We start from the raw sequence: 7506 nt of genomic DNA on the forward strand, positions 1-7506 counted from the left end.
CGATAGCAAATTTAATTTTCTAATTATTTTTTAAAGCGTGCTGCAACATGCTTGGCAGCTTCTGTTAAAACTTTTGTAATTTCATCAGTATATTTTCCTTTGGCAATAGTATCAAAAGTATCTTGATGATTAGTTTCGAGATAATGCAAATACTCATTTTGGAACTCTCCAACTTTATCAATAGGGACTTCATTTAATAAACCTTGTGTTCCGCAGAAAATAATTGCCACTTGTTTTTCAACCGGTACAGGAGAATAAAGGTTTTGTTTTAGGATTTCAACATTACGTGCCCCTTTATTAAGTACTGCCATAGTTGACGCGTCCAAATCGGAGCCAAATTTTGAGAAAGCTTCTAACTCACGGAATTGAGCTTGGTCTAACTTTAATGTACCTGCAACCTTTTTCATTGGTTTAATCTGCGCATTACCTCCAACACGTGATACCGAAATACCTACGTTAATTGATGGTCGAATACCGGAATTAAATAAATCTGAATCCAAGAAAATCTGACCGTCTGTAATAGAAATTACGTTAGTTGGAATATAGGCTGATACGTCACCGGCTTGGGTTTCAATAATTGGTAAGGCTGTTAATGATCCTCCACCTTTAACTAATGGTTTTAGACTTTCCGGTAAATCATTCATCTTAGATGCAATCTCATCAGAATTGATGATTTTAGCTGCACGCTCCAATAAACGTGAGTGCAAATAGAAAACATCACCGGGATAAGCCTCTCGTCCCGGAGGACGACGCAATAATAATGAAACTTCACGATAAGCTACGGCTTGTTTTGAAAGATCATCATAAACTACTAAAGCAGATCTTCCTGTATCGCGGAAAAATTCGCCAATAGCAGCACCGGCAAATGGAGCATAATATTGAAGAGCAGCCGGATCGGATGCCGTTGCCATAACAACAACGGTATAAGGCATAGCCCCTTTTTCTTTTAATATTTGTACAATATTAGCTACGGTAGATCCTTTTTGTCCGGAAGCAACATAAATACAAAAAACAGGTTCTCCTTTTTCGTAAAACTCTTTTTGATTGATAATAGTATCTATGGCAATAGTAGATTTACCTGTTTGACGGTCACCAATAATAAGCTCACGTTGTCCGCGACCAATAGGAATCATAGCATCGATAGCTTTAATACCTGTCTGTAAAGGTTCGTTAACGGGTTGACGATAAATAACACCCGGAGCCTTACGTTCTAAAGGCATTTCATAAGTCTCACCTTCTATAGGACCTTGTCCGTCTATAGGCATTCCCATAGGATCGATAACACGACCTAACATACCTTCGCCTACTTGTATAGACCCGATTTTTTTGGTACGCTTTACAATATCACCTTCAAGAATGCCGGATGAACTACCTAAAAGCATAACTCCAACATTATCTTCTTCAAGGTTCATTACCAAAGCAAGAATTCCGGTTTTTTCAAACTTAACAAGTTCACCGGCTTGAGCGTTTGTGAGTCCGTAAATACGAGCAATACCGTCTCCAACTTGGAGAACTGTTCCTACTTCTTCCAATTCGGCTTCAGTTTTAAAGCCTGCTAACTCTTGTCTTAAAATTGCTGATACTTCAGCTGGATTAATTTGAGCCATATCTTTTTCGTTTCGCTATTATTTCCCGGCAACAACCAGGTTATTTTTAATATTATCTTTTAATCTCTTAATCAAAGTCTTTGTTGATGCATCATATTGATAATCGCCAAGTTTTACAACAAATCCACCCAACAAATCAGCATTTACATATTCGTGTAATTGAACCTCTTTGCCACTTAATTTCTTAAGCATATTGAGGATAGCTGTTTTTGCATCTTTTTCTAAATCGCCGGCAGTCGTTAACCAAGCCTCTGTAATTCCACGGTAGTCGTTATAAATATTCAAAAGCGATTCTGCTACTTGAGGAATAATATCTTCACGACCATTTTTAGCTAAAAGACTTAAAAAGCTTAAACTGAGCTTATCGATATTTTTCTCGAATAAAGCCGTAAAAACGGCAATCTTTTTATGCGCTTTAACAACCGGACTTTTTAAAAGCAAAGCCAAGTCTCTATTTTCAACAACAACATCATTCACCAATTGCATATCTTTTGCAACAACTTCTAGATTTTGTTGCTCTAGAGCTAACTCAAAAAGTGCTTTTGCGTATCGGTTTGCCAGACGAATTTGCTTCATTTTATTTAGTTTAGTTGATTATCGGCTTCGCCAATAAGCTTATCCATCAATTCCTTTTGCTTTTTATCATCAGAAAGTTCTGCTTTGAGTAATTTCTCGGCAATCTCTATTGATAAATCGGCTACTTGATTTTTCAATTCGCTTAAAGCAGCAGTTTTTTCTTGTTCGATAACGGATTTGGCGTTTTCAATAATTTGTTTTGCTTCCGATTCTGCTTGCCCTTTAGCTGTGGCAATCATATCGTCTTTTAATTTTTTAGCTTCACGAATCATTTCTTCACGCTCATCACGAGCTTCTTTTAACAACTCTTCGTTATTGGCTTGCAGGTTTTGGATCTCTTCGCGAGCCTGACGAGCAGATTCCAAAGAATTTGCAATCTCTTCTTCTCTCTCTTTTAATCCACCTAAAATTAAAGGCCAAACAAATTTGCTAAGCAAGAATAAAACGATACCAAAGGAAAGGGTCATCCAAAAAATCAATCCTATTCCGGGGTTAACTAATTCCATATTCTAAATTTTTCTTTTTTTACTTAATCAATGAATATCAAACACCTTGACCAACCGTCAAGGCGCTTGATATTTGTGTATTATTGGCTTATAAGAAAACAATAAGCAAACATACAACAATAGCAAAGAAAGCAACACCTTCGATAAGGGCAGCAGAAACAATCATATTCGAACGAATATCGCCTGCAGCTTCAGGTTGACGTGCAATACCTTCAACAGCACCACGACCAATCTGACCAATTCCCATACCTGCACCAATAGCAGCAATACCGGCACCGATACCGGCACCCATTTTTGCGTAAGGAGCTAAATCTGTTGCAACTTGTAATAAAACGGTTAATAAAGACATAATTTATAATTTATTGATTAGTAATAATTTTTTCTATTTATAAAATCTAATGATGTTCTTCTACGGCAGAGCCAAAATACAATGCCGACAATAATGTAAATACGTAAGCCTGAATTAATGCTACTAAAAACTCAAGGAAAGTTAGGAAAATGGCAAAAGCAATAGATACAACACTAACTCCGTAACCTATAGCCGGACTCATATTTCCAAAAATAAAGATCAAACTAATAAAACCCAACACAATAATATGACCGGCTGTAATGTTTGCAAACAAACGCACCATCAATACAAAAGGCTTTGTTATTAATCCCATCAATTCAACAATAGGCATCAAAGGCATTGGGATTTTTAACCACCAAGGAACACCGGGCGTGTTGATAATGTGTACCCAATAATTTTTATTTCCGCTTACATTGGTAATAATAAATGTAAACAGAGCTAAAACCATTGTTACCGCAATATTTCCTGTCAGGTTTGCTCCTCCGGGGAAAAACGGTATTAAACCTAAAAGGTTATTGAAAAAGATAAAGAAAAATATCGTTAGCAAATAAGGTAAATATTTCTCATATTTCTTTTCTCCTATAGATTCTTTGGCAATATCGTCACGAACAAAAATAATAAAAGGCTCAAGCATATTTTGCATTCCTTTTGGTGCTTTTCCTTTACGTGTTTTATACGATTTGGCAACACTAACAAATACCCATAGTATAAGAATCAGACTCATCCAAAGTGAAAGTACGTTTTTAGTAATTGAAAAATCGTAGGGCATACCTGCTTCTGTGTTTTCTACAATCTTATGATGATGGATATACTCATTCACATCGATATATGCCAATTTCCCTTTATGTGCTCCTTCATGCATTATGGCTAAGCCATAAGATACAGAATGATTATTATCTGTTTCTTCTGCATGAATCAATTTGTTATTTTCATCAAATAAAGCAGGAGCATGTCCATGATGAAAAGTACTCGACATAAATGTGAGTAAGTTTCCTTCGTGAAAAATAATTACCGGAAGAGGAATGCTTAAATGAAAATCGCCATAATCGAGAATATGCCATTCGTAAGAATCGACAATATGCTCTATTATCATTTCACCGGCATTAAAAGATTCTTCAGCTGAGGATTCTTCCTCTGCATGCTGTGCAAAAGTTGATCCGTTAAAAAGAAAAATAAGGGAAACTAAAAAGTATTGAATATGTTTGATTATCATAGTTTTATTCACGCTTTACCTAGTATAAAAACATTTCTTTCAAGTAATTTTGCAATTTTACGAAAAATATGTCAATTGAGCGGCTTAAATGTTAAAGTTTAGGTATTTATTTACCAAATAATTTATTGAGTAATACTTAATAAAATAATTAAATATCTCCTTATGATTGGACTTCCATCTTTGAACTTATACAAATCTATTTTTATTGGCAAAACAGTTATATCAAAGGGTTTGTTATTTGAGACAAATAAATCGGTACTTATTTGCACGTGAATTTTTTATATTTTAGCCATCTAAGAAAATTATTATGCGTAGAACATTATTATTTATACTCTTCCTTATAGGATTTAACGGATTATCAAAAGCACAAGATGCTATTCAGATTATGCAATATAATACCTTGTATTACGGTAACACAACAAGTTTTTGCACCTCTACAAATAATGCCGTAGATATGAAAAACGAACAGTTTAAGATTATTTTCGGACATGTTCAACCTGATATTTTAACGGTAAACGAAATGTCCGGTAATCCCATTATGCAAGATTCTCTTTTGAATAATGCTCTAAATGTAGATGGAGAAACCAAATACAAAAGAGGAGAGTTAACCAATACCGCGACCAACGATTTAGTAAATATGCTTTATTATAATTCTGAGAAATTAAGCCTTTTAAAGCAGGATGTAATCCCCACAACTATTCGTCCCACTGATGTTTTTACTCTTTTCTATAATGCTGCGGATTTGGCCTGGACCAAGGACACTCTTTTTCTAACTTGTATAGTAACACATTTAAAAGCAGGAAGTAGCTCTGCCGATGCATCAACTCGTTCATCTCAAACGGCATCAATTATGAGTTATATTCAAAGTCATGATTTGCATAATAATTATCTTTTTATGGGCGATCTTAATATGTATACATCTACTGAAACAGCTTATCAGAATTTAACAAAAGAATATAACGGAATCTATTATCTGAATGATCCTATAAATGCTCCCGGCGACTGGAATAATAATGATGCTTATAAAGCTATTCATACTCAATCTAGTCATAGTACTTCCAATGGATGTGCTTCTACCGGTGGTCTTGACGATCGCTTTGATTTTGTCCTTGCTTCTGACGCTATAATGAATGGAACTGACGGATTTACTGTTGATGTTGATAGCTATAGTGTGCTTGGGAATGATGCTTTACATTTTAACACTTCTATTATAGGCTCTCCTGAAAATAGTTCTGCACCTGCTGAAGTGATTACAGCTCTTTATAATGCCAGCGACCACCTTCCCGTTTTAGTGCAACTAAAAACAGAACAAGACTATTTGGGTTTAGAAAAAACAGATTCTTTTGCTCAGGTAAAATTTCAGAATCCTGTAAATCAACAAATGAATTTGTGTATTGCTTTTAAAGAAGCAACTTCTTTTGAAGTAAGAATTTACGATTTAATGGGGCGCGTTTTAATTCAAGCTTCGGAAAACGAGAAAAGCGTACAGCATCAATTATCTTTAGAAGTAAACAATTTAAAAAGCGGGATTTATTTCCTTCATTTAAAAACTGATAATGGTCAGGAGAGCGTACATAAGTTTTTCAAAAATTAGATTTTTACATATTTGTATTAACAAAAAATAGCAAGAGAATGAAAACCCTCTATGTTATGCGGCATGGTAAAGCCGAAGATGGTTTTGATAAATCCGATTATAAACGTAAGCTGAACTCTAAAGGAATAAAGCGAAGTGTAAAAGTCGGTTTAAAACTAAAAGATAGAAAAGGAGAGCTTGATACAATAATCTGTAGCAGCTCCTTGCGAACGGTAGAGACAGCTGAAATTATGGCTGATCTTTTTGATTTTCCTCAAGCAGATATAAAAAAGCATAAAGAATTATACTTAGCTCCCGTTAATGTAATATTGGAAAATATTTATTCTTTAGATGATAGCGTATCAAATGTTTTACTCGTGGGTCATAATCCGGGTCTTAGCGAGTTAATTGGCAGCTTAAGCAGACAATTAACGGATTATTTACCAACATCTGCTCTTATTGCTTTAAAAATTGATATCGATAAATGGGAAGAGATAAGTAATGCTAATGCTAAAATTGTTTTTTCTTTATTCCCTAAAACATAGAGTATAGAAGTGTTTACCGGTTTTTATTAAAAAAGATTATTCAATCCAATTTATTTTTTTACTCTCTCTTTTTATAGATTTTCTATACTTATATTTAGGATAGCCAAACACTATCGAGATAATGGCTTCATGATTTTTTGGGATATTAAAGCTCTGTTTTATTTTATCGTTTTTATTAATAGCGGCAGGGAGAATTCCATTCATTGTTCCTCCTAATTTTAGCGAATGTATTGCAAACAATAGATAGGTTGCGTAAATTAAAGAATTGTTAGTGTGTTCTTCAGCTCCTTTATCGGCATGAAGAATTATTAATGCCGGAGCTCCTCTAGTAATTCTATCCCCGTATTTTAGTTTGTAATTTTTTAGTTTGGAAATAGGATAAAGATGGTTTTTTAAAGTATTAAAAGTTTCAATGCCTTTTTTGTATTTTATAATACGACTTACAATAGGACTATCTACCCACTTTATTATTTTATCAAGAAATTCTTCAATTAAGGGTAAAGTTTTTTCTATGGTTTTTCTATTGTTTACTACTGTTATCTCAACTTTATTAGGTTTAGCGCCATAAGGAGCATAGCTTAAAGAATTTAATATTTTTTCAATAGTTTCTTTTTCCACGGCTTTATTCTTGAAATTCCTTACCGATCTACGGCTGGAAATAAAGTCGATATACTGTTGGTAGTTAAATCCATTTTCGGGTAATTCAGAAAAATTGTTTTGGTATGAATACTTCTTTATTTTGATAGAATCGGTGGAGCATATTGCCATACATTGACCACATTCGAGGCAAATATTCTCTCTTTCGGGTATAAAATTAACCCTGCCGTTATTGTCTATGCCTATAATGTTTACAGGACATACTTCAATGCAAAGTTTACATTTTATACAGCTATCTTGATTAATTTTATTTTCCATTTAATGAAATATTATAGTCGTAACAATAATTAAAAGATATAAAACTATGAATATTATCTTCTATTTGCAATAAAGGTGTTTTTTTAAATGTTTGTTTATTTTAAACAAATAAAACATTAGGAGAAAAAAGCTATCATAAGTGCTAAAAATAAATCGTTTAAGCGTTAAAAAAATACGGCAGAACGATTCCTTTAAGTTAGTTATAAAACTAAAGTACAATAA

The 7506-nt window shown here is 33.8% G+C and carries 8 protein-coding genes; 2 read left to right on the forward strand and 6 right to left on the reverse strand.

The window, feature by feature from the left end:
- Window positions 1-23 precede the first annotated feature (23 nt).
- The 5 genes from J7K39_05525 to atpB form a co-directional block, all read right to left on the reverse strand.
- Window positions 24-1607 (reverse strand): F0F1 ATP synthase subunit alpha, encoded by a 1584-nt coding sequence (locus J7K39_05525; GenBank protein ID MCD6179345.1) that lies wholly within the window; start codon window positions 1605-1607, stop codon window positions 24-26.
- Window positions 1608-1625: 18 nt separating this feature from the next.
- The gene (atpH, locus tag J7K39_05530) at window positions 1626-2183 is read right to left on the reverse strand and encodes an ATP synthase F1 subunit delta (protein MCD6179346.1); all 558 of its coding nucleotides are present in this window, start codon (window positions 2181-2183) and stop codon (window positions 1626-1628) included.
- 5 nt (window positions 2184-2188) lie between these two features.
- Complete coding sequence (atpF, locus tag J7K39_05535) at window positions 2189-2689, reverse strand: F0F1 ATP synthase subunit B (protein MCD6179347.1); 501 nt, start codon at window positions 2687-2689, stop codon at window positions 2189-2191.
- A gap of 88 nt (window positions 2690-2777) precedes the next feature.
- The gene (gene atpE / locus J7K39_05540) at window positions 2778-3038 is read right to left on the reverse strand and encodes an ATP synthase F0 subunit C (protein MCD6179348.1); all 261 of its coding nucleotides are present in this window, start codon (window positions 3036-3038) and stop codon (window positions 2778-2780) included.
- A gap of 46 nt (window positions 3039-3084) precedes the next feature.
- The gene (gene atpB / locus J7K39_05545) at window positions 3085-4245 is read right to left on the reverse strand and encodes a F0F1 ATP synthase subunit A (protein MCD6179349.1); all 1161 of its coding nucleotides are present in this window, start codon (window positions 4243-4245) and stop codon (window positions 3085-3087) included.
- 313 nt (window positions 4246-4558) lie between these two features.
- Between atpB and J7K39_05550 the strand changes: the two genes are divergently transcribed.
- Together J7K39_05550 and J7K39_05555 are read left to right on the forward strand one after the other, a co-directional pair.
- Window positions 4559-5845 (forward strand): T9SS type A sorting domain-containing protein, encoded by a 1287-nt coding sequence (locus J7K39_05550; protein MCD6179350.1) that lies wholly within the window; start codon window positions 4559-4561, stop codon window positions 5843-5845.
- 38 nt (window positions 5846-5883) lie between these two features.
- Complete coding sequence (locus J7K39_05555) at window positions 5884-6369, forward strand: histidine phosphatase family protein (protein MCD6179351.1); 486 nt, start codon at window positions 5884-5886, stop codon at window positions 6367-6369.
- Window positions 6370-6405: 36 nt separating this feature from the next.
- Here the strand turns inward: J7K39_05555 and J7K39_05560 are convergent, their stop codons facing one another.
- Window positions 6406-7284 (reverse strand): nitroreductase family protein, encoded by an 879-nt coding sequence (locus J7K39_05560; GenBank protein MCD6179352.1) that lies wholly within the window; start codon window positions 7282-7284, stop codon window positions 6406-6408.
- Window positions 7285-7506: the final 222 nt, after the last annotated feature.

This window comes from Bacteroidales bacterium, assembly GCA_021157585.1.
GTDB lineage: Bacteria > Bacteroidota > Bacteroidia > Bacteroidales > UBA12170 > UBA12170.